This window comes from Lysinibacillus sp. FSL W8-0992, from assembly GCF_038008685.1.
Lineage (GTDB): Bacteria > Bacillota > Bacilli > Bacillales_A > Planococcaceae > Lysinibacillus.
Map to the genome: position 1 here is coordinate 3,078,784 of NZ_JBBOZQ010000001.1, position 23,532 is coordinate 3,102,315.

The 23,532-nt window shown below is 36.2% G+C and carries 19 protein-coding genes and 1 riboswitch; of the genes, 14 read left to right on the forward strand and 5 right to left on the reverse strand.

Going from position 1 to position 23,532, the window contains the following annotated elements:
- Nucleotides 1–346: 346 nt before the first annotated feature.
- The 4 genes from NSQ74_RS15565 (at nucleotide 347) to NSQ74_RS15580 (ending at nucleotide 4,714) form a co-directional block, all read left to right on the forward strand.
- The gene (locus NSQ74_RS15565) at nucleotides 347–1,006 is read left to right on the forward strand and encodes a CAP domain-containing protein (protein ID WP_340824487.1); all 660 of its coding nucleotides are present in this window, start codon (nucleotides 347–349) and stop codon (nucleotides 1,004–1,006) included.
- A gap of 179 nt (nucleotides 1,007–1,185) precedes the next feature.
- Entirely contained in the window at nucleotides 1,186–2,619 is a 1,434-nt protein-coding gene (locus NSQ74_RS15570) for a spore germination protein (protein ID WP_340824488.1), read from the forward strand.
- Nucleotides 2,616–3,653 (forward strand): GerAB/ArcD/ProY family transporter, encoded by a 1,038-nt coding sequence (locus tag NSQ74_RS15575; RefSeq protein ID WP_340824489.1) that lies wholly within the window; start codon nucleotides 2,616–2,618, stop codon nucleotides 3,651–3,653. Before NSQ74_RS15570 ends, NSQ74_RS15575 begins: the two co-directional genes overlap by 4 nt.
- Nucleotides 3,635–4,714, forward strand: coding sequence for a Ger(x)C family spore germination protein (locus tag NSQ74_RS15580; protein WP_340824490.1), 1,080 nt, complete (start codon nucleotides 3,635–3,637; stop codon nucleotides 4,712–4,714). Before NSQ74_RS15575 ends, NSQ74_RS15580 begins: the two co-directional genes overlap by 19 nt.
- 68 nt (nucleotides 4,715–4,782) lie before the next feature.
- Here NSQ74_RS15580 and NSQ74_RS15585 read toward each other — a convergent pair whose 3' ends face one another.
- Entirely contained in the window at nucleotides 4,783–6,132 is a 1,350-nt protein-coding gene (locus tag NSQ74_RS15585; protein WP_340824491.1) for an MATE family efflux transporter, read from the reverse strand.
- Nucleotides 6,133–6,307: 175 nt separating this feature from the next.
- On the opposite strand from NSQ74_RS15585, the gene NSQ74_RS15590 reads away from it, so the two are divergent.
- The gene (locus tag NSQ74_RS15590; RefSeq protein WP_340824493.1) at nucleotides 6,308–7,384 is read left to right on the forward strand and encodes an undecaprenyldiphospho-muramoylpentapeptide beta-N-acetylglucosaminyltransferase; all 1,077 of its coding nucleotides are present in this window, start codon (nucleotides 6,308–6,310) and stop codon (nucleotides 7,382–7,384) included.
- A 56-nt stretch (nucleotides 7,385–7,440) separates the two neighbouring features.
- Here the strand turns inward: NSQ74_RS15590 and NSQ74_RS15595 are convergent, their stop codons facing one another.
- A complete protein-coding gene (locus NSQ74_RS15595) occupies nucleotides 7,441–7,989 on the reverse strand; it encodes a GNAT family N-acetyltransferase (protein WP_340824494.1) in 549 nt (182 codons plus the stop codon).
- 550 nt (nucleotides 7,990–8,539) lie between these two features.
- Here NSQ74_RS15595 and NSQ74_RS15600 point away from each other — a divergent pair.
- From NSQ74_RS15600 to NSQ74_RS15640, 9 genes are all read left to right on the forward strand, one after another.
- On the forward strand, nucleotides 8,540–10,567 hold the full coding sequence (locus tag NSQ74_RS15600; RefSeq protein ID WP_340824495.1) for a diguanylate cyclase domain-containing protein: 2,028 nt from the start codon (nucleotides 8,540–8,542) through the stop codon (nucleotides 10,565–10,567).
- A 110-nt stretch (nucleotides 10,568–10,677) separates the two neighbouring features.
- Entirely contained in the window at nucleotides 10,678–11,355 is a 678-nt protein-coding gene (locus NSQ74_RS15605; protein ID WP_340824497.1) for a response regulator transcription factor, read from the forward strand.
- Complete coding sequence (locus tag NSQ74_RS15610) at nucleotides 11,352–12,737, forward strand: sensor histidine kinase (RefSeq protein WP_340824498.1); 1,386 nt, start codon at nucleotides 11,352–11,354, stop codon at nucleotides 12,735–12,737. Before NSQ74_RS15605 ends, NSQ74_RS15610 begins: the two co-directional genes overlap by 4 nt.
- Nucleotides 12,738–12,969: 232 nt before the next feature.
- Complete coding sequence (locus tag NSQ74_RS15615; RefSeq protein ID WP_340824500.1) at nucleotides 12,970–15,792, forward strand: 2-oxoglutarate dehydrogenase E1 component; 2,823 nt, start codon at nucleotides 12,970–12,972, stop codon at nucleotides 15,790–15,792.
- Nucleotides 15,793–15,889: 97 nt separating this feature from the next.
- The gene (gene odhB / locus NSQ74_RS15620) at nucleotides 15,890–17,128 is read left to right on the forward strand and encodes a 2-oxoglutarate dehydrogenase complex dihydrolipoyllysine-residue succinyltransferase (protein ID WP_340824502.1); all 1,239 of its coding nucleotides are present in this window, start codon (nucleotides 15,890–15,892) and stop codon (nucleotides 17,126–17,128) included.
- Nucleotides 17,129–17,463: 335 nt separating this feature from the next.
- Nucleotides 17,464–17,649, forward strand: a riboswitch (Lysine riboswitch).
- 119 nt (nucleotides 17,650–17,768) lie between these two features.
- The gene (locus NSQ74_RS15625) at nucleotides 17,769–18,620 is read left to right on the forward strand and encodes a transporter substrate-binding domain-containing protein (RefSeq protein WP_340824504.1); all 852 of its coding nucleotides are present in this window, start codon (nucleotides 17,769–17,771) and stop codon (nucleotides 18,618–18,620) included.
- Between the two features lie 321 nt (nucleotides 18,621–18,941).
- Nucleotides 18,942–19,667: an amino acid ABC transporter permease gene (locus NSQ74_RS15630; RefSeq protein ID WP_340824506.1), complete on the forward strand. Its 726-nt coding sequence runs from the start codon at nucleotides 18,942–18,944 to the stop codon at nucleotides 19,665–19,667.
- Nucleotides 19,668–19,680: 13 nt separating this feature from the next.
- Complete coding sequence (locus NSQ74_RS15635; RefSeq protein ID WP_340824508.1) at nucleotides 19,681–20,412, forward strand: amino acid ABC transporter ATP-binding protein; 732 nt, start codon at nucleotides 19,681–19,683, stop codon at nucleotides 20,410–20,412.
- Nucleotides 20,413–20,972: 560 nt separating this feature from the next.
- Nucleotides 20,973–21,170, forward strand: a complete 198-nt coding sequence (locus NSQ74_RS15640) for a DUF6501 family protein (RefSeq protein ID WP_340824510.1) — start codon at nucleotides 20,973–20,975, stop codon at nucleotides 21,168–21,170.
- 66 nt (nucleotides 21,171–21,236) lie between these two features.
- On the opposite strand, the gene NSQ74_RS15645 is transcribed toward NSQ74_RS15640, so the two are convergent.
- The 3 genes from NSQ74_RS15645 to NSQ74_RS15655 all read right to left on the reverse strand — a co-directional run bounded on the left by NSQ74_RS15645 (nucleotide 21,237) and on the right by NSQ74_RS15655 (nucleotide 23,509).
- Nucleotides 21,237–22,310, reverse strand: coding sequence for a toxic anion resistance protein (locus NSQ74_RS15645; protein ID WP_340824512.1), 1,074 nt, complete (start codon nucleotides 22,308–22,310; stop codon nucleotides 21,237–21,239).
- The gene (locus tag NSQ74_RS15650; RefSeq protein ID WP_340824514.1) at nucleotides 22,307–22,957 is read right to left on the reverse strand and encodes a 5-bromo-4-chloroindolyl phosphate hydrolysis family protein; all 651 of its coding nucleotides are present in this window, start codon (nucleotides 22,955–22,957) and stop codon (nucleotides 22,307–22,309) included. Before NSQ74_RS15650 ends, NSQ74_RS15645 begins: the two co-directional genes overlap by 4 nt.
- Before the next feature lie 270 nt (nucleotides 22,958–23,227).
- Nucleotides 23,228–23,509 carry an acylphosphatase gene (locus NSQ74_RS15655; RefSeq protein ID WP_340824515.1) on the reverse strand — a complete coding sequence of 94 codons (282 nt, stop codon included), beginning with the start codon at nucleotides 23,507–23,509 and terminating at the stop codon, nucleotides 23,228–23,230.
- Nucleotides 23,510–23,532: the final 23 nt, after the last annotated feature.

Below are 23,532 nucleotides of genomic sequence, written 5' to 3' on the forward strand. Positions count from 1 at the left end.
TGCGCGTGCACCTACTAGATAGCGTCAAGCTATCCAGTAGGTCCGAGCAGAATTTTTTTATTTTATCTCAGATTTTATAAAATTTTATTCCTACATTTAATGGATTGCTACAATAATATACTGTTCTTTTTAAAAAAACATAGTCTATAAATAGCTTCATTTTGAGTATTGTCAACCCTATATAAAACGTAAGTATTGCATAGCATGGTGAAACTTGCTAAAAATTATAACAAAAAAACCCCTGTTTAACGTAAACTACTTTTCTATTGGAGAAGCTAGCAGATGTTGGGAACATTTTTAATAGAATCGTACTTTACGATAGGTTGCAGAGAGGAGAGATTGCAAAATGAAAAAAACACTTACTGCAATTTGTGCAACATTTCTTTTAGCAGCTCCAATTCAGTTGGCTTCTGCTGCTTCTAATACTACAGAGGGGAACACAGCAAATCAGACTACAAACTGTAAAGTTTACTATTATAATAATTGGTCAAATCACAAGTGGGTTGTAACTAAACCACATACGACAACACCATCTAAAGATACTCAAACAAATCAACAAACAAATCAACAAAATAATACAACTACGACACCACCGACTACTACTACACCGACGACAACAACATCGGATGTGAGTGCTTTTGAACAAGAGGTAGTAAAATTAACGAATGCTGAGCGTACAAAAGCTGGTTTAAAAGCATTACAAACAGATGATAAATTAATGGCTGCTGCTCGAGAAAAATCTCAAGATATGCAATCGAAAAAGTATTTCTCACATACTAGCCCAACTTTCGGTTCACCATTTGATCGTATGAAAGCTTTAGGTATTACTTATAAGAGTGCCGGTGAAAATATCGCTCAAGGTCAACGTACACCTCAAGAGGTAGTACAAGCTTGGATGGATTCACCAGGTCACCGCGCTAATATTTTAAATGCTAATTACACACATATTGGTGTTGGTTATGTGAAGTCTGGAAACTACTGGACACAACAATTTATTCAAAAATAATAATGTCAATGTTTACGAGAAACTAAACAATGCAATAATGGGATGTCCAATAAGTCTTTAAGACTTATTTGGGCGTCTTTTTATGTTGAAAAGAACTGAAAACTGAACAATTAAAAAGAAGACATAGCAGTTTGAGAAAAGCCTTTTTTGCCTATACTTCCAAGTATAGGAGGCGTTTTATGGATAAAGTGGAATTAATGATGAAAAGCCTACAAAAAGCATTTAATCATTCGTCTGATTTTACAGTGAGACAAGTAGACTGGCGAGAAGGAACGTCTGCTATTTTATGCTTTTATTCCTCGCTCGTAGATGCAAAAGAAGTGCAAAGAGTACTCGATACTATTTATGCACGTTTAGATACAAACAAGCCCTTTTGGAGTGAAACGTTAATAACCACACTTGAGCCATTTTCTCTACCACTAGCTATTGAGCACATTTGTAATGGCGAAACACTAATTGTTATACCTGAATCTGGTGAAATGCTTTCTCTTACTGTTGTGAACCAAGTACAACGAAATCCTGACGAGCCTAATAATGAGCATGTTCTGCGAGGATCACATGAGGGTCTTGTCGAGGGCCTCGAAACAAATCTAGCATTATTACGGAAACGAATTCATAATCCAGCGCTTGTAGTTAAATCTTTTTCAATCGGTAAAGAGACAAATACGAAAGCGTATTACTTATATATTGATGGGGTCATAAAGCCTGAAACTTTGGATGAGATTGAAAAACGTATTGACGCCATTAACATTGAATATTTTTATAGTGTTGGCCAATTAAGTGATGAGTTAGAGGATTCTGTTTGGTCGCCTTTTCCACAATTGCTAAATACGGAGAGACCTGATCGCGTTGTGGCTAATTTAGTAGAAGGTAAAGTCGTATTGTTAACGAATATTTCTCCAACTGCTTTAATAGCACCTGTAACGTTTTTTTCCTTTTATCAATCGCCTGACGATTATAATGGTCGTGTGTTGGTTGGTTCCTTTTATCGGATAGTCCGGTTAATGTCTTTTCTTGCAGCTGTTTTCTTACCTGCATTTTATATTGCTATTATCAGTTTTCACTTTGAAGTACTTCCTTTAGAGTTGAGTAATCAAGTAAAGAGTGATGTAAATGAAATACCTTATCGACCGTTAATCGAGGCTCTTATTTTAGAAATTATTATGGAGCTCATTCGAGAATCCAGTATACGATTGCCACAATCAGTAGGTCAGACAATAGGCATCGTGGGAGGATTAGTAATAGGGCATGCTATTGTAAGTGCTGGCTTAGTATCAAATTTAATGGTGATAGTAGTCGCTTTAACCGCAATTTCAAGCTATGTAGTACCTTCCGTAGAGCTAAATACATCAATTCGTATGCTTCGATTCCCATTTATGTTGCTCGCCTCATTATTTGGTTTTTTCGGTATTGTCATTGGCGTTGTTGTGTTATTGATTCACTTGATTAATTTAAGTTCTTTAAAACAACCATACTTTGCTCCAATTGTGCCATTTCAGCCAAAGGAATTATACAAAGTGTTTGTACGAGGGCCGTATTTCAAACCAACTGTCCAAGTCACAACGTTTAGTCCACCGAAGGATAACAGTGTAAAGAATGGTGATACACCTTGAATTTTTCCCTATCTAAAGGACAATTTTTTTTACTATTATTTTTTATTGAAACAGGATTTATTTATATATCCTTTCAAACGCCATTAATTAGTGAAAGTAGAAATATGGCTTGGGTGCTATTTATCGTAGCAGCAATATGGCATTATTTTTTATTAATATTTTTTGAACGTTATTATCGTTATTTTTATTTGAATACATTTTTTCAATGGGTCTATAAAATTTACTGGTTTTTAATGTTGGCGTCATTTATAGCCTATATGGAATTTGTATTAGCATCATGGGTTTTACCTCAAACACCCGAATGGATTGTCATCTTTTTTATTGTGGCACTATCGTTATATGCCAATTTAAGTCGACCAGAAACAGTAATCAATATTGGTGTGATGCTTATTCCGCTCGTATTTATATTTATCATTTTTTTAATGCTAGCGGTACCAGATCTCACTTGGACAAATTTATTTCCGCTTGATTTTACTAATAAAAAAGAAATCATTCAGGGCTTTATTCATGGAGCATTTGCATTTATGGGCGCAGAAATGTTTTTAATATTTCGCCCCTTTTTACAAAAGGAGTTAACTTTAAAGGGCAAGCCGATATTTATATATCAGCTTGTGATTTTTGTATTTTATTTAATCTCAGTGCTTTTTTCTCAAATGTTTTTTACTATTGAGGAAATTAAACTAGTGCCAGAGCCGATTATTTATATTTTAAAATCGCAAGAAGTGACATTTGTGAAGCGACTTGATATTTTCTTTGTGTATATTTGGTTATCTTGGTCAATCGTTACTGTAATGATTGTGAATTTTACCTTTAGAATCATTCATTTTGTAAAAGAAAGAAAACGACCTAAGTTGCAAATTATTGTTTATCATGTGTTGCTAGCGATTGTCCCGCTTTTTTTTGTTAAATTTAGAGTGATCGAATTTATGAAAAGTTCCTTCCATTATATATTTTTAATTTTTACCTTTCTATTGCCTATACTCATTATTTTTTGGAATAAATGGAGGGGGAAAGAGTGCATCGAAAAGGGATAATATTACTGTTGATTGTATTCCTCGCTGGTTGTTGGGATGAGCGTTTATATAAAAATTCGTCAGTTGTGTCACTCGTTGGAGTTGAAGGGAAAGTAGGAGAATATAAAGGATATTACGCATACCCTAAGTTAATTGATAACAAAAGTAAAATAATGGTAATAGAAGCGGAAGGTATTTCTCCACGCGATATCCGTAATAAAGCCGACATGAAAGTGGAACAAACATTAGATTTGTCTGAATTAGCGACACTTCTCATTTCAAGTGATACTGTAAAAGAACCTCTTTATGATATTTTAGATATTTATTTTCGTGATCCTCAAAATCCGATATCTATTAAAGTTGCGTTGACTGAAGGGGATGTAAAGCCTTTTATTGAGTTAACTAAGGAAGTAACAGACAATGCAGGGGGGTACTATCAGCGCTTTATTGAAAGTACTGAGAAAAATACAATTTACCCCAAACTTGATTTACAAATGATTGGCTCGACGCTGTTTGATGATGCAATAGATATATCAATCCCCTATATAAAAATGAATGAAGAAAAAAATATAGCAGATGCAGCAGGGGTTGCTTTGTTTTCTGGTCAGGTATTTACAGGGAAAATCTTAAATCCTAAACAATCGTTAAGTATGCTTTTATTAATGGATGAAGCAAGTCAACATGCACGTATTGAATATATGATGAATTTAAATGATAAGGAAATACCTGTCACTTCAGAAGTCATTCATTTAAAAAGAAAGTGGACAATCAACGAAGCCATGGGAAAAATAACGATGGACTATAAGATCGATTTAGAAATTGATGAGTTTTCAAAGAATCATTTGTATAAGAAGGATACGTTAAAAGCGCTAGAAGATAATTTTCAACAAAGAATTCAAGCTGACTTTGAGGAAGTGCTTCAAATACTACAAGAACAGAAGTCAGATACGTTAGCGATAGGTCGATATATTCGTGCCTATCATCCAAAAATGCTTAAGGATGACTGGCACGAACAATTCGCATCACTTACATTAGAACCGAAAGTGAAAGTTTCGATTATTCGTACAGGGATTCTCCGATAGTAAGGACTTTAGTCTTTGATATAGAAAACAACGCAAAAATGTTCATATTCAACATTTTTGCGTTGTATTTATCGTAAAACGAATCTTTTTTGTACGAGCAGTAGGCGTATTAATAATGTAATAGCTCCAGCAGATAGGCCAGCTACAAGCCCAAGCCAATATCCAACTGGCCCGAAGTCAGTATAGTTAGCTAGTAAATAACCTGTAGGTAATCCGATAATCCAATAGGAAATAATCGCCATAATGAATGTTATCGTTACATCTTTGTATCCTCTTAAAGCTCCTTGTACTGGAGCCTGAATAGAATCTGATAGCTGGAAAATGGCAGCAAATACTAAAAATTGTTGTGCATATTTTAAAACTAACTGATCCGTTGAATACATTGTCGCGATTTGTTCGCGTAGTAAGTAAAGAATACAAGCTGAAAAAAAGCTAAATACAATGGCAGTCCCAACGCATAAATAACTATAAATTTTTGCATCACGTAGTCGACCAGCGCCAATTTCGAAACCTACTAAAATCGTAACACCCATTGAAATACTAAGAGGAACCATATATAACAACGATGTAAAGTTAATTGCGATTTGATGTGCAGCAATAATTTCAGTACTAAAGCTACTCATCATCATCGTTACGGCAGAAAATATACTTGTTTCCGCAAATAAGGAGATGCCGATTGGCACACCAATAACTAAAATCTCTTTCCAGCTTAACCATTCCAGCTTAGGCCATTCTCGGAATATATGAAAGTGTTCAAAAGGCACCCGCTTGGCTACTATCCAAACGGTAATAAAGAAAAGTAACCAGTAAGTAATAGCGGTAGCGACACCAGCACCAACACCGCCAAGCTCCGGCGCACCGAATTTGCCGAAAATGAAAATGTAATTTAATAAAATATTAATAGGTGTTGCAAGTAGCGTTATAATCATTGTTACACGTGTTTGACCTAACGCATCGATAAAGCAACGTAGGACAAAAAATAAAAAAAGTGGTATAAGTCCAACGCACATTGCATGAATATAGGATTTGGCAATGTTATGTACTGCTTCTTCTAATTGCATATTTCCAAGTATCCAATCGAGCCCGAAAAATAATAAAATAAATATTATGGCAGAAAGAACAAGTGCAACATATAAGCCTTGCTGTACAGCCTTTTTAGCAGCGTGTTCTTTCTTTGCTCCAACGAGTTGGGACACAATCGGCGTGATCGCTAATAGAATACCAGAAAGTCCCGTATAAATAGGCATCCAAATGGATGAGCCTATTGAAACCCCAGCTAAATCGGCTGTTCCGTAGCGGCTAGACATTAAAATATCGAAAAAAGAGATAAGATAAATAGCTACTTGGGTGACTAAAATCGGCACAATGATTTTTAAAATTAAAGCATACTTTTGTTTTAACGTTTTAGTTTGATCCATAGTGAGTAACTTCCTTTATAAGCATAATGAATTAGTATAGCATAGAGTAGACATAATATGACTGAAAAATTAAAAGCTTCATCTATATCTTTTCCTTCGCATATAGTAAAATAAAAGACTGTAAACAAAAAGTAGCGGTTGGCTACAATGGCTTTTAAGGAATAGGAGAATTTACGTGAAACAACTTACAATCATTTTAACCGGTGGTGGGACAGCAGGCCATGTATCACTTAACCAAGCGATATTACCTTCTTTACTTGAACTAGGTTATGATGTCCACTATATTGGTTCAGAGCAAGGTATTGAAAAAGAATTAATAGGCGAGGCATTTCCTAAAGTCCCTTTCTATGGGATAGCAAGCGGGAAATTGCGTCGTTATTTCTCTATGAAAAACTTTACAGATCCTTTTAAAGTGCTTGCTGGGATTATGCAAGCGTTTAGTATTATAAAAAAAGTGAAGCCAGAGGTCATCTTTTCGAAAGGTGGTTTTGTCTCTGTACCTGTAGTAATGGCAGCTAAATTGGCTGGTGTACCTGTCGTTATACATGAATCCGATGTTACGCCTGGCTTGGCAAATAAAATTGCCCTACCTTTTGCTTCTCATATTTTCACTATTTTTGAAGAAACGCTACAGCATTTACCAAATGAAAAAGCAACATGTACTGGTTCCATTATTCGTGAAGAATTATTTAACGGTGACAAAGCTAAAGGCCTTTCGTTCTGTGGTTTTACAGCAGCTAAACCCGTTCTTTTAGTTATGGGTGGAAGCCTTGGCTCTGTAGTGTTAAATGACGCATTACGCCATAATTTACCTGAGTTACTTCAAACATTCCAAGTCATTCATTTATGTGGAAAAGGGAATAAAGATGAAAGCTTCGAATCAATGCCTGGCTACAAACAATTTGACTACGTGACAACTGAATTACCTGATTTGCTGCATGCAGCCGATTTTGTCGTTTCACGTGCAGGATCTAATTCTATTTTTGAATTTTTAGCACTTCATAAACCAATGTTATTAATTCCTCTTTCTGCACAAAAAAGTCGTGGCGATCAAATTTTGAATGCAAACTTATTCAAAAAACAAGGATATGCCGAAGTATTGCAAGAAGAGGAACTAACGAAGGAATCTTTCATAAAATCGGTATATACATTAACCGAGCGAAAATCCGAAATGACAGCTACGATGGCAAAAACCCAAAGACCGAAAACGCCAGATGAGATGGCGAAGTTAATATTACAATATAAAAAATAAAAAGCAATGTGTGCTGTTATGATAAACAGTACACATTGCTTTTTTGATTGTTTCTATTACATTGCTTGTTCTTCGCCTTCTTGTGTTTGATTGGCAGTTGTCAGATAGAACAAGTCACGTGGGATTTTATATAAATTAAATTGTGCCTCTCCACTATTAACTTGTGCTAATAATGTAGGGTGACTATCATTTGCATCTACAACATAAGGTAACTTTAATGCGGCACGCTGTGATTTAATATTTTCTACTCGAATACGAAGGAAAACCGTATTGAAATTATAATCAAAAAATAATTCATTCAAAAAAAGCATTTTTGCCTTTTGGTTGTAACCTTGCCCTTGATAGGGGAGTCCTATCCACGTTCCGAGGAAGCCCGCACCGTCCTCAACATCATGAATGCTAATGGTGCCGATTGGTTGCCCCCAATCATCGGTAATTGTCCTTGAGATAGCGAGCCCTCTCGCTTCTTCTTCGATTAGTTGCTTGGTCATAAACCAGTATTCATCCGCCGATTTGGCTTTTTGACGGACGAAGGGAAAAACAGATGGATGCGATAATAGCTCATAAAGCTCTGTACATTCATGAAGGTCTCGATGTTTAAGCATACGAAACGCCTCCTTTACAAGGGTAGTCAAAACAATTCCGTTAAAGCATAAAGAATAAAACTAAAATTCGTACTGGAATTAAAAACCCAAAGAACTAGACGTTATAACTATGATATCCATAATCTCCCGCAGTCTTACTGATTTTGCGACCATACCGAAAAATGGCTAGTTTTATTGATATAATATAACAAGTCTACTGCTTGGTGCAATCAATTTGCTCTTTTAAACAAAAAATAAGTTTAATTGTCAGTTAATTCAGAATAATAGAGAAAAAACACCTTTTGCTTTCTTATGTTATATATGGATAAAAAGTCTATTATAGTATTATATTACATCAAAATGGCGAAAATGGTATTACCTTAGTATCGTTTTCTTGATTTTTTAGTAAAATTTCATCAAATTTTTCTCCAAAAAGGATAGAATCTTTCTTAATTCAAGAAAGTTAAACGAATGTATATATGGTATAATATTAGTGTAATTTTTATGTTATAAATAAATACCATTTATAACGAATTTATATATATGTGACTTTATAATGGAGAGTGACATTATGGAATATCTTTTAAGCGAAAAACTTTTCAATCAACTATTTATTGGAGAAGATTTCGTCTATTTAATGAAAAAAGTAGGAGACGATTATCAATATGTTCGCTTAAATCAGGCTGCCCAAGTTCTGGTATCTACTAATGCCCTTGGGAAAATGCTGTCTGCTGTTACTTCTCGTCGGAATTTTGTCATTATTCAAGAAAATTATCACCGAGCTATTGAACAGCATCAACAAATCGATTATGTGGATTATGCTTATGTTAAATCAGAAGTTAGAAAATATGAGACCTCTGTCCGGCCAATAAAAGACGGGGATGATTATTATATTTTAGCTATTACAAAAGAAATTCTATATGACAGAAGTATTGAAGATAAATTTTTATTTATGCGATCAATGTTCGATCATGCTTATTTTTCAACAGTCATTTTATCTGCAGAAGGTACTATATATGAAGTAAATACAAGCTTCATAGAAGATTTTAATTTAGATAATGATATGGTGAAACATCAGCCGTTCATTGACTTACCTATTATCCCTCATGAGGAAATTGAGAAAATACAAAACTATTTACAAAGGGCTGCAATGGGCGAAAATATTGGTGAAAAGCTGATTAAGCTTCATACATTGGATAAACAGGAGCGCATGTATTTAGTATCGTTGTCACCAGTAATGCAAGGTGATAACTCCTTTGCTATTTTTCTTATCATGCAAGATTTTACACAATTTACCGAGCAAAAGGCAGAGCTGCGTTCAAAAACCCATGGTCTCGAAGTGTTTAAGGCGGCTTTAAATTTCGCAACTTCTATTGCTATTTTAGATAACGAAGGCACGATTATGGAAGTTAATGATTTATTTTTAAATGCTTCTGAATTTACAGCTGAAGAGCTAATTGGTCAACCTTATAATCTTATCGAGCCACGTAATAATAAAAAAGGAGTTTTTCAAACAATCAACGAATCCCTTGTATTGGGGGAGGTTTGGAGAGGGGAGCTGTGCTATCGCACCAAATATCATGCAGACTATTGGGTAGAGGCAGCCATTGTGCCATTGAAAAATGAATTTGGCAAAGTGGAACAATATTTATCCATTAACTATGATATTACGGACAAGAAGAGAATGTTAACGGAATTGAAAAATATTGAGCGTACTTTCCGATTAATTACTGAAAATACAAATGATTTAATTGTCATCATCAATGAGGATGGCATTATTATTTATGCTTCACCGTCCTATAGGATGTATTTAGGCTATGAGATTGTTGAGTTACAGGGACAGTTTTACAATAGTATAATCGAGGAGCAAAGTAAGCCAGCGTGGCAAGCATTTCTAAATGATTTTACTGCTAAGTCGGACACGCAGTTTGAACTTTTGCTTAAGTCAAAGGATGGTACGCCTGTTTGGACTGAAGGAAATGTAACGGTAGTGCATGATACAGAACGCGAAACAATTTCCCAAATAATAATGGTTTCACGTGAAATTACTCATCGAAAAGAACGAGAAAATGATTTGCTATATTTAGCCTATCACGATAGCCTAACGCAGTTACCGAATCGAAGGTTTTTATTGAAAGAATTCCCTAAACTACTTTCGGACGCACATGCAAAAGGTACTTGTATCGCAATGCTTTATATTGATGGAGATGACTTTAAGGATGTAAATGATCGTTATGGGCATGATATGGGTGATGATTTTATCCGTAATTTCGGTAATGTGCTAATAACATCTGTACGTAGTCATGATTTAGTCATCCGAATGGGTGGAGATGAATTTATCATTATTTTAACGGGTTTAACGCGGAATCCAGAAGAAAGACAAGTTCAGATAATGCATATTATTAACCGTATTCGCAATGAATTGAAAAATGGATGGACTATAGAAAAGTATTTCTTTGCACCTACTGCATCTATTGGGATTGCTTATTATCCTGACCACGCAACAACTCTTGAGTCGCTAATGGATCTAGCAGACCAAGCTTTATATAAAGCGAAGGAATGCGGAAAAAATAATTTATTTATTACTGGACCACTATAAAAAAAGTCTGTACAAACGAGTATTTACTTGTGGTACAGGCTTTTTAATTGATGTTATGCTAGTACTATAATAAAGATGATGTTTATATTTTGAAATTAGAAGGTGATCAGATGCCTAAAAAAATACTTTTAGTAGAAGATGAGAAGCATATTGCCCGATTTGTAGAACTAGAGTTACAACATGAGGGCTATAATGTAAACGTTGCCTTTGATGGGCGAGAAGGGCTAGCATTTGCCACAACGGAAGATTATGATGTGCTATTACTCGATGTGATGCTACCTAGTATTAATGGAATTGAAATTTGTCGCAGGGTTCGTACTCAATCCCAGGTACCGATAATTTTACTTACCGCTAGAGACGCAGTAATGGATAGAGTTGCTGGTTTAGATGCTGGGGCTGATGATTACATAGTGAAGCCATTTGCAATCGAAGAATTGCTTGCACGTATACGAACTATTTTGCGCCGTGTAGAGCCTAACGAAAAAATAGGAGGGGACACACTTCAATTTCGAGATATTGAAATTGACATTGATGCATACGAGGTATTGGTTCAAGGTAAAAAACTTGATCTGACTAAAACCGAATATGATTTGTTAAAGCTATTAATAGAACAAAAAAATCGTGTATGTACACGTGAGCTAATTCTAACTTCTGTTTGGGGATATGATGCTGATATCGAGACAAATGTCGTTGATGTATATATTCGCCATTTACGGACAAAACTACCCGGTGATTCCAATGCCTATATTGAGACTGTTCGTGGAGTAGGGTACGTGATGCGCGAATGAAAAAAATAAAGGAATACTTAAGTAATCTATCATTACAAAGAAAATGGATGTTAACATCTAGTGCAGTTATTTTTATAAGCTATGCGATTATTTGTATAGTCGTATATGTATCACTGCATACTTGGCTATTAAATGATGAAGGAAGTAAAGTGAAACGAACAAGAGATGATGTCGTTTCATTCTTAGAGTCACAAGGGCCAAACATCTCGATACAACAAATTCAGCAAAATACGGGATTATTGAAATCAATTGTCGATCGTGACCAAACTGTCCGACTATTTAATAATGATGGTATTGAAATTTTACGTATTAATAATGCCTCACAAGCTGCACCGCTTTCTTCGATGGGGTCAATTGTCCAGACGACTATTGACAAAAAAGATGCGTATGTTGTGAACGAACCGTTACAACTTGGTTTTTTTCAAGTATATATTCAAGTGATACATCCGTTAACACGTTTTGAATCATTAATGCGTTATTTGTTGACTGCTATGCTCATTGCAGGAGTTGGCGCATTATTACTTTCAGGTTCCATTGGGTATTATTTAGCAAATTATTTAACGAAGCCACTTCATGCATTACGTGCATCAATGAAAACAGTAATGGATCAAGGTTTTAATGAACCAATTCAGCTATCCTATACATCAAATGATGAAATTGGCGACTTGTTAAAAATGTACAATGCAATGATGAATGAACTGCAAATATCATTTGCTCAACAGCAACAATTTGTCGCAGATGCTTCCCATGAATTACGGACACCGATTCAGGCGATAGAGGGACATCTCTCATTATTGAAACGCTGGGGCAAAGACGATCCTGCTATTCTTGAAGAGTCAATAGACACATCACTGACGGAAATTACAAGAATGCGTAAAATGATTGAAGAGTTACTGGAGCTTGCACGACGGGAAGAAAAAGATGAGATGAGTGAAGCAAACCCAATAGATGTAATTAAAAGTGTGATAGAAGAAATGGCGCTATTATACCCAACAGCAAAAATAACGCTGTCGAAAAATGGTGAAATAGGGGCGGTGTTTATAACATCTAATGCACTTAGTCAAATAGTTCGCAACATTGTAGAAAATGCGATTCGTTATTGTGAAAAAGTTCCGGAAGTAAATATTTCCCTTTCGATACAGGAAGATGAAATGCAAATTCAAATCGCTGATAACGGTATTGGTATAGCTGAAAATAATTTACCATATATTTTTGATCGTTTTTATCGTGTTGATGAGGCAAGAAATCGCCAAATTGGCGGTACAGGCTTAGGTCTCAGTATCTCTAAAATGTTACTTGAAAAATACAATGCTTCGATAGAAGTCAAGAGTGAAGAAAATGTTGGAACCGTTTTCTTGTTGAGGATACCGCTAAAATATTAAAGAAAATGCGCGGTTTATTTAAGATTTTTAGCCTTCGGGAAAAAAATTGCTTAATTTGCTAAAAAGTGTTGTATTTTTTGTGAAGAGTAGTAAGATTGAGATGGAAAAAACGTTCTTTAAAATATGGATAACTTGTGTCAAACATCCTTTAAAAGAACGGGATAATATTATATAATTAATTGTAATTTAATTAATGGAACTGCCGATAGGCAAAATTTGGAGGTCATTTTTCATGTCGAACAACGTTACAACTGTAAGTTCTCCATGGTCAGCTTTCTCTGGTCCTAACTTAGGATATGTGATGGAGCAATACGACTTATTCTTACAGTCTCCTGAAGAAGTAGAACCGGAGTTAGTATCATTATTCCAACAATTTGGTGCACCAGTAGAAGTAGAAGGTGAAGTAGCTGTAGTAAGTGGTTCAGCAGCTCCTGCTGGCGATTATAAAAAGGTATTGGCAGCTGTTAAATTAGCTGATGCAATTCGTTCTAAAGGGCATTTAGCTGCAGATATTTATCCTTTGAAAAATCGTGCACTTCAAACAGCACAAATTGAAGAAAGTGCGTTCAACTTAAGTCCTGCGGATTTAGCAGAAATACCTGCTGCTATCTTCTTCAAAGATGTGCCAGCGGGCGTGAAAAATGGTAAGGATGCTATTGACTATTTGAAATCTGTCTATACAGATAAAGTAGCTTTTGAATATGAGCATGTTGTAGCAACTGAAGAACGTGAATGGATTCAAGCACAAATCGAATCTGGTTCTTTAAAACAAGCACTAACTTCAGATGAGAAAAAAGCGTTATTAGATCGTTTAACACGTGTTGAAAACTTTGAAAAATTTATTCACAAAACATTTGTTGGTCAAAAACGTTTCTCTGGAGAAGGTTTAGATACTCAAATTGTCCTTTTTGATGAAATTTTAAAAACAGTAGAAGCAAACAATGTTGAAAATGTTCGTATAGGAATGGCGCACCGTGGCCGTCTAAATGTACTAACACATATTTTAAATAAACCATATGACATGATGTTCTCTGATTTTGCACATGTTTCAAACGATTTATTTATGCCAGAGCATGGTCGACTTGAAATTACAAAAGGTTGGACTGGCGACGTGAAATACCACATGGGTGCTTCATATACTCGTGAATCAGGCATGAACGTAAAACTAGCTTATAACCCTTCTCACTTAGAAGTTGGAAACCCAGTTGTATTAGGTTCTACTCGTGCAACACAAGATGATACATCAAAACCAGGGCAAGCTGTGCATAATCCAGCTAAAGGCTTAGGTATTCTTGTACATGGTGATGCTGCATTCCCTGGTCAAGGTATTGTTACAGAAGTGTTAAACTATTCGAAAACAGAAGGTTTCTCAACAGGTGGGACAATTCATATCATTGCAAATAACATGATTGGTTTCACTACAGAGCTTCAAGACTCACGTTCATCTGTCTATTCTTCTGACCCAGCAAAAGGTTATGAAGTACCAGTTGTTCATGTGAACGCAGACAGCCCAGAAGCTGTTTCTCAAGTAGGTCGTTTTGCAGCAAGCTACCGTCAAAAATTCGGTAAAGATATTGTTGTTGACTTAATTGGTTACCGTCGACATGGTCATAATGAAACAGATGACCCAACTGTAACAAATCCAGAAACATACAAACTTGTTTCGAAACATGAGACAATTCGTGCATTATACGGAGCGCAGTTAGTAGCAGAAGGGTTAGTTACTGCTGATGAAGTTGCGGCACTTGATTCAGCTATTTATGCTGAGATGCAGGTTGCTTATGATCACGTTAAAGAAATGGCAGAAAAAGATGAACATAAACATTTAGAAATGCCAGAAGAATTAAAAATTAATTTCCCACAAATCGATACAGCAGTAGGTGCGGAGCGTTTAGAAACGATTAACGAAGAACTACTTGTGTTTGAACAAAACTTCGAGCCACAAAAGAAATTAGGCAAAATTTTAGAAAAACGTCGTGATGCATTTGCATCTGCAAAAATTGATTGGGGTCATGCTGAAACATTAGCATACGCAACAATAATTCAAGATGGCACTCCAGTACGATTTACTGGTCAAGATGCTCAACGTGGTACATTCTCACAACGTCATTTAGTGTTACATGACAAAAATAACGGTAACGTATTTACACCACTTCACCACATTTCTGGTGCAAGCGCTTCATTTACAGTACACAACTCACCATTGACAGAAGCTGGGGTTGTTGGCTTTGAATACGGTTACAATTTAGAAAAAGGTAACGTACTTTCAGTTTGGGAAGCGCAATTTGGTGACTTCGCGAACATGGCTCAAGTGATGTTTGATAACTTCATTTCAGGGGCACGTTCTAAGTGGGGTCAAAAATCTGGCTTCGTCATTCTTTTACCTCACGGTTATGAAGGGCAAGGTCCTGAACACTCTTCAAGCCGTATGGAGCGCTATTTACAAATGTCTGCTGAAAATAACTGGTTTGTTGCAAACTGCTCGAATGCAGGGAACTACTACCACTTATTACGTCGTCAAGCAGCATTGTTGGAAACAGAAGGTGTGCGTCCATTAGTGGTTGTATCACCAAAATCGTTACTTCGTCATCCATTAGCTGCAGCAAATGCTGAACAATTAGCAAATGGCTCATTCCAAGAAGTAATCGAGCAACCAGGTTTAGGTTCAAAAACTAAATCTGTTGAACGAATTGTATTAGGTACGGGTAAAGTAATGATTGACTTAGCAGACCGCGTGAAAGATGGAGAAGGCTTCGATCACTTACACATTGTTCGTGTAGAGCAACTTTACCCATTCCCAACAGCGCAAGTTGCTGATATTATTGCTAAGTATCCTAACGCTAAAGAAATCGTATGGGTACAAGAAGAACCTAAAAACCAAGGTACTTGGAATTACGCATTGGAAACATTATATGAACTATCTGAAGGTAAAAAGCTTCGTTATGTAGGTCGTCCTGCAATGAGCTCAACTTCAGAAGGTGATGCAGATTCTCATAAAGCAGCTCAATCAGCTCTAATTGAAGAAGCAGTTGCTGAAACGGTAAAAGTAAACTAAATATATTATTATTACTGGAAGCTGGGCTACATGCCTAAGGCGGTAGCCCTTTTATGTGCATGATACGCATGCACGTTAATCAAAGGAGGAAATGAAAGTGGCTGAAATTAAAGTCCCTGAATTAGCAGAATCGATTACAGAAGGTAGTATTGCACAGTGGGTTAAAAAAGTGGGAGACCGCGTGGAAAAAGGTGAATTCATCGTTGAACTTGAAACAGATAAAGTAAATGCTGAAATCATTTCTGAAGAAGCTGGGGTGTTAACACAAATTTTAGCTGAAGAAGGCGATACTGTTCTTGTAGGTCAAGTAATCGCAGTTGTAGAAGCGGGCGAAGGGGCAGCACCTGCACCAGCAGCAGCACCAGTTGCGGAAGCTCCAACACCAGCGGCTCCTCAAGCAGTAGCTGCACCAACACCAGCAGCACCAGTTGTGGAAGAAACTTCTGGCGAGCGTGTAATTGCATCTCCTGCAGCACGTAAACTTGCTCGTGAAAAAGGTATTGATCTTGCAGCTGTATCTCCAGTTGATCCACAAGGTCGCGTACGTGTACAAGACGTTGCAGCTCACGGTACAGCACCTGTAGCAGCACCTCAAGCAACACCAGCAGCACCAAAAGCAGTAGTAGCTGTTGATGAGTCACGTGTTACAGTTGAAAAAATGAGCCGTCGTCGTCAAACAATTGCTAAACGTTTATTAGAAGTTAAGCAATCGACTGCTATGCTTACAACATTCAATGAAGTAGATATGACAAATGTTATGGCACTACGTTCTCGTAAAAAAGATCAATTCTTTGAGTCTACTGGCTCTAAGCTTGGTTTCATGTCATTCTTCACAAAAGCTGTTGTTGCGGCGCTTAAAAAATACCCTTATGTGAATGCTCAAATCGTTGGCGATGAAATTCACTTAAATAACTTCTTTGATATTGGTGTAGCTGTATCAACTGAAGAAGGTTTAGTAGTACCAGTTGTACGCGATGCTGACCGCAAAAACTTTGCTGAAATTGAAGATTCAATTGCAGACTTAGCTAAAAAAGCACGCGATAAAAAATTAGGTTTAGCTGATCTTCAAGGTGGTTCATTCACAATTACAAATGGTGGTGTATTCGGTTCATTAATGTCAACACCTATTATGAACGGTACACAAGCTGCTATTTTAGGAATGCACTCAATTAAAAAACGCCCTGTAGAAGTAAATGGCGAAGTAGAAATTCGTCCTATGATGTACTTAGCATTATCTTACGACCACCGTATTATCGATGGTAAAGATTCTGTAGGCTTCCTTAAAACTGTTAAAGAGTTACTTGAAAATCCAGAAGATTTATTATTAAATTCTTAATTCGATAAATTAAGTATTCAAACCCTGCAAACTTAACTGTTTAGCAGGGTTTTTCATTTATTTACGCTATAATGAAATTTGCTTGATGGTCTTAATGGCCTTTATTTGACTGGGAAATCGATTCTTATGGTTTATAAATCTTGTTTTTTATAATAAAAATTTGTGAAATGATGACAATCATAGTTAATGTTATTCTACTTTATTTATGGATTTTAAAAGGATTATAGGCTAATTTTGTAATTAGTCAGAAAAATGATAAAACTATCTTGACGACTATGCTAGCTTTATAGTAATATCTATATATCAATTAAATAAACAAACCTCACTTTTGTTTTTTGTGAGGTAGAGGCGCGGTATTTATTAGTCCATTGCTGAGTATAAGCAAGCGAAGACGTAATGGAGAAGGAAATATCGCCGAAGTATAAAAGGAGCTCGTACTTTTATGCTGGGTCTGCAGTGAATAAGTGCAGGACTGTCCTAGTAAATTCAATTCCAGTTTACTAGGTTGTGCTATCTCGGAAACATGGAAATTATAGTGAGGATTTGGGCAACTGTCAATAAAAGGTAAGACCTAAGTTCAAAACTTAGGTCTTTTTTTGTACAGTTGCTTTATTTTTTTTACAGAAAAGGGGAGTTTTAGATGAAAAGAAAATGGTTGTTATTTATGTTAACAGCAATGACAGCAATCGTGTTAGCGGCTTGTGGTTCTGGTGACAAGGATGAAAAGACAACAGGTGATGGTTCAAAGGAAGAAACTGGTGGAGAGTTCCGCATTGGGATGGAAGCAGGTTATCCTCCATTTAACTGGACTCAGCAAGATGATGCAAACGGAGCAGTGAAAATTGCTGATAATGCAGAGTATGCAGGCGGTTATGATGTACAAATGGCGAAAAAAATCGCTGATGGCTTAGGTAAAAAATTAGTAGTAGTAAAAATGGAATGGGATGGCTTAGTACCTGCGCTTCAGTCAAAAAAAATCGATGCGATTGTAGCAGGGATGTCTCCAACAGAAGAACGTAAACAAACAATTGATTTCACTGAAAACTACTACACTTCTGATTTCGTAATGGTAATTAAAAAAGGTAGCAAATATGAAAATGCAAAATCAATTCAAGATTTTTCAGGTGCAAAAGTTACATCTCAGCTAAATACATCTAACTATAATGTTATCGATCAAATTAAAGGTGTAGAAAAGCAAACAGCGATGGAAAACTTCTCTGCAATGCGTGTAGCTCTAGAAGCTGGCAAAATTGATGGCTATGTAGCTGAACGTCCAGAAGGTATTTCGGCAGCAGCAGCTAATGACAAATTCACATTTGTATCTTTTGAAGAAGGATTTGATACAGATATTTCAAATACTTCAATTGCAGTTGGTTTACGTAAAGGTGATGCTAGTCTAGATAAAATCAATGAAATCTTAAAAGGTATTTCAGAAGATGATCGCCAAAAAATTATGGAAGAAGCTATTCTTCAACAACCTGCAGCTCAGTAATACAAAAAGAGATAGGGTTGTCCTTAACGAAAAAACAGCATACCGGAAATTTCAAGTATGCTGTTTTCTCTAAGTGAAAATTCACTTACAACATATAGAGAAGTTGATTTTTACTAATTGAAAGTCGTGATATTTTGCTAAGAGCGACTGGGACAGCCTTTATCATATTTAGTTTGTTCAGAGAGGCAGTCATTCTGAATAAAGTCATGTCTAAGAAGTGTGTCACATATTTTGAATAAAGCAAATGAATTCAAATGAAGAGATGATTTCACAAAAGGCATAATTGATATAAAGCAACAACACGTTGTTAGGAGGAACATCATGAGTTTAGAATGGATCATTTCTATTATAGAAAACAACTGGCAAATGTTTTTACGAGGAGCGTATTATACGTTACTCATTTCAACAATCAGTACAATTATTGGTGCATTCATCGGATTTTTTATTGGGATTATGCATACCATTCCAGTTCGTAAAAAAAGTATAAAACATTTTTTATTAAAATGTATTAATTTTATACTGACATGCTATGTTGAATTTTTCCGTGGTACACCAATGATTGTACAGGCAATGGTAGTATTTTACGGGCTAGATATTGCTTTTGGCATCGATATGCACTTTATTACTGCTGGTATTTTAGTCGTTTCACTGAATACGGGAGCGTATATGGCTGAAATCGTCCGTGGTGGGATTGTCTCTATCGATAAAGGTCAATATGAAGCTGCTTCTGCGATTGGCATGGGGCATGTGCAAATTATGATGCATGTTGTATTACCGCAAGTTGCTCGTAACATCTTACCTGCAACAGGTAACCAACTCATTATGAATATTAAAGATACTGCCGTTTTAAGTGTAATTGGTGTAACGGAATTATTCTTTCAAACAAAATCGATTTCGGGTAATAACTTCCGTTATTTCGAATCGTTCTTTGTCGCTTGTGTGCTTTACTTCATTATGACATTTACGGCTTCAAGAATTTTGCTATATGTAGAAAAACGTCTTGACGGTCCGGATGCTTATCAAAAAGAACTGAAAGAAATTGACTAGGGGGAACGAACAAATGGCAATCATTCAAATAGAACATTTAAGTAAATCATTTGGTCGTAACCAAGTATTAAAAGATGTGAATTTTAAAGTAGAAAAAGGAGAGGTTGTATGTCTAATCGGTTCATCAGGATCCGGCAAGTCAACACTCCTTCGTTGCATTAATTTACTTGAAACACCAAATGGTGGGGAAATTATTTATAAAGGGGAAAATATTTTACACGCAAAACATAACGTTCAAGCTTATCGTACACATTTAGGAATGGTTTTCCAACAGTTTAATTTGTTTAACAATCACAATGTGCTAAAAAATTGTACAGTTGGACAGGTAAAAGTGTTAAAGCGATCAAAAGAAGAAGCTGAAAAAACAGCTTTAAAATATCTTAAAATCGTCGGGATGGATCAATATGTTAATGCAAAACCTCGTCAACTTTCTGGCGGTCAAAAGCAACGTGTAGCCATTGCTCGTGCATTATCTATGAACCCAGATGTAATGCTTTTCGATGAGCCAACATCCGCTCTAGATCCAGAAATGGTTGGGGAAGTGTTAAAAGTAATGCGTGAATTAGCAGATGCGGGAAATACGATGCTGATCGTTACACATGAAATGGAGTTTGCGAAGGAAGTTGCAGACCGTGTTGTGTTTATGGATAAAGGTGTAATTGTTGAGGAGGGGCCCCCTTCAAAGGTGCTAGTAGACCCTGAACACGAACGTACAAAAGAATTTTTAAAACGAACGCTGAAGTAAGTTTTATAGTATTTCAATTTTGTATAAAATAATGCCTAAAAAAGTGAGTCCAGAGCGAAGGACTCACTTTTGCTTATCGTATCCGCACGCAGCGGAAGTCAACAGCTTTTGCAATCATGTTAATAAAATGGAATTTATTTATTGATGTGTTCAGTTGATTGGAGCGGAGGGCGACGACTCCTGCGGGAACGCACAATACGTAAGACGCAACAATCCGCGCGCTAGCGAGGGTTGCGGCTTACGGTGTGCCCGCGGAAAGCGTCCGCACGTAGCGGAAATCAACGGCAATAGACAACTATACTTATTTTCTAGAATTCCATTCTGCATATAAAATGAAGCAAATGGCAAATGCGACCGCGATGATAAAAAACCATTGTGGGACTCCACCGAAACTCATAACAACACCTCGAGTATAGATTTTATAGTATGAAATATGCAAACAATTCGTTATTAAGGACAAAATATAGACTTCTATAGTTTTTTCTCCACAAAAGAGCCAAAATCGTATAAAATAAACAATAGATGTTAGCTAATGGCTAGTAAAGAGAGGTAGAGAATTTATGTTACATTTAAAATGGAAAGATGCACCAACACTTCGTACAGTTACTTGCAAACATACGAACGCATCTAAATATTTAGTATCAAACGTATTAACAGTTGGGAAAGAATATGAAGTGAAAAATGAAACAGAAGAGTTCGTTTTCATTATCGACAACACTGGTAATATTGGTGGTTACTATAAAGAGTATTTCGCATAATAAGATAAAGGGGTGTCTCACATAATTGCTGAGACACCCCTTTATATAATTTAGCGCCCCATAATATTATTCCATCGTTTTTGATTGTTTCATGCCAGCTACATCCTGTTGTAGATGTTGTTTTTCCTTTTCGGTAGCTGTATGTAAAGCAAAAACATCTTGAATGGCCATTTTAAGCTCATGCTGTGTTTCTTTAAATTTCGTTACTTGTTGTTCAAAAGATGGGCTTGTAAATCGTTCATTTGTACGTGCTAATCGTTCTTCTAGCTGCGCATAATGATGATCCATATTCATTGAAAGCATCATTGCTAATTGATTTTTCCAAAGAGGTATAAGTGTGACGATTGAAAACTCGATCTTCTCAGCAAGTGTTTGATTGGCTTGTTGAATCATGCGTATTTGAGGTGCTGTTTGTAATGCTACCTGTTGTGAAACTTGTAAATCATATATACGCTGATCAAGACGTTCAAGTTGCGCCGTGAAATCATTGAGCTGTTGAATAGCGAGCGGTTGTTTAGTCGTTTGTACGATGCTGACTTTTGAAGGTAGCTCAACTTCAATAGCTTGGTGTTTTTTCATCTGTCCAGCTGCAATGGCAGTTGCTAGTTCTTCAAAAAATCCCCGATTATGTGTATATAATTGCTCCAGTAATTCAACGTCTCTTATTAGCTGTAGCTGTGCACGTTCGAGCTGGACACCTATTCGTTCAACCTGAATACTAATTCGTTCAAACTCAGTAAGGGTTTGTTTTACAGTTGGTTCTGTTTTACCGAACATTTTTTTAAAGAAGGAAGGTTTTTTTGGCTCTAGTGCAGCAGGGTCTACACGGTCTAATGTTTGCATTAATGAATCAAGCATCTGTCCAATCTTAGTGACATCCTTATCCTTCACTTGTGCAAGCATGCGATCTGCAAATTGAGAGACGGCGCGTTGAGAGTCTTGGCCTAAAGATAACACTGATTCAAAATTAGTTAGGTCAATTTGACTTGCATATAAAAGTGCTCGACTTTGAGCAAGAGGTGATAGCGTTTCATAGGTAGTCATTGCCTCTTGATTTGACGATCCTAAATAGGTTTGTACAAGAGGTGAGATTCCTGGCAACGATTCTAATGGAGAGATAGAATCTCTGTTAGCTGTCATTTTTCATCGCCTCGCCATTCCAGTTGTTCTTTCCTTCTTAAGTTGGAACGGTTTGCAAATTCAATTTCCATTTGAAGATGATCGATATCGTTTGAAAGTGCATCTTTCAAGTCAATTTGAAATGTAGAATTTAAATCCGATAACGTTTCGCGCGTTTTTGATAATGTCACTTGGATTTCTTTATCTTTGACAGGTTGCTTTGATAGCATTGTATACTTATCAGTTAATTCAACTGCAGAAGGGAGGTGCGCATAAAAAAACGGCTCCACATTGTAAAACTTTTGCGGATCAGTTTTTACAATTTTAACGATATTTTTTGAAATACGAGTCATTTCGAGTAATTGTTTAAAAGCAGAAACTGAACGTACGCGTAAATAGTTTTGACTTAATGTTTGAATATGCTTGTTTGCTGTTGAAAGCTGTAGTTCTATATGTTTGTACTCATCCTTCGAAATACCTGCTATATGCATAACTTTTCTTTTTTGATTATGTTTTAGCAACGTTGTACTCGTTGCATATGTTCCAGCGAACAATAAACCACCAAGGAAGTATCCTGGATTTGCTGCAAACGCTGTAATAGAAACAGTTGATAGAGAAATTAAAAGGCTAGCGGTATGTCTAGAGAAAAACTGTCCTATACTGAGCATAGTTTCTTCCTCCTTGCTTTTCAGTATGTCTATCTTCTAATACGTAATAATCGACATAAAGTTTCATTATTAATAATTGTACTTATATTAATTTTACTGCTGTTTGCTAAGTTTCTCAATGAATACACCTGCGCAAAAGCTCCAAACTTGCCTAATGGTGTACTTATAACCTTTATAGTATGTTCGATTTATAAAAAGACCATTACCAATAGTCCGTTAATCTTAAGTTTTTCTTGCGATTAAAGGGAAGTAGAAAAAAAGAAGCCAGACTTAAACAATGTCCGACTCCATACGTACATAACCTTTTAAATCGTCGTAAAGTTCTAAAGTAAATGAGTTAGAGTCTGCCTGAGGGCTAACACCCTTTTGAACAAATAGTAGAAATTCGTCAATTGCTTTTTTTGAACCTTCTACTTCTACTTCAATTTGCTCTTGTGCATTTAACTTGCAATACCCTTTTAAACCAAGCTCAATTGCTTTTTGTTTAATAAAAAAGCGATAGCCAGTCCCATAAACATCTCCGAAAAATTTAATCAGCGCTCTTTTGTTCACGCTAAAACCTCCCAAAAGTAGTA